General features: G+C 38.7%; 1 protein-coding gene. It reads left to right on the plus strand.

Going from position 1 to position 230, the window contains the following annotated elements:
* Nucleotides 1-230 (plus strand): UbiA family prenyltransferase (locus tag V6256_RS15535; protein ID WP_341599140.1); only part of this gene is annotated, 230 nt, incomplete at both ends.

Consider the following 230-nt stretch of genomic DNA (forward strand, 5'->3'; position numbering starts at 1 on the left):
GTAGAGCCACCAGCAAAGAAGCTGTTATTCTTTTTTTAGCGCTGGCTAGCTGCTCTTGTCTGCTGCTTCTTACGCAAAACATATTAACTATTCAACTTTCCTTCATTGGTTTTTTATTAGCGTTTATTTATCCTTTTATGAAGCGCTTTACACACCTTCCTCAATTTTTTTTGGGACTTGCTTTTATTTGGGCAATTCTAATGGCTTACGCTGCTCAAGCAAACGCGCTA

It is taken from the genome of Psychromonas aquatilis (genome assembly GCF_038155185.1).
GTDB classification, from domain to species: Bacteria; Pseudomonadota; Gammaproteobacteria; order Enterobacterales; family Psychromonadaceae; genus Psychromonas; species Psychromonas aquatilis.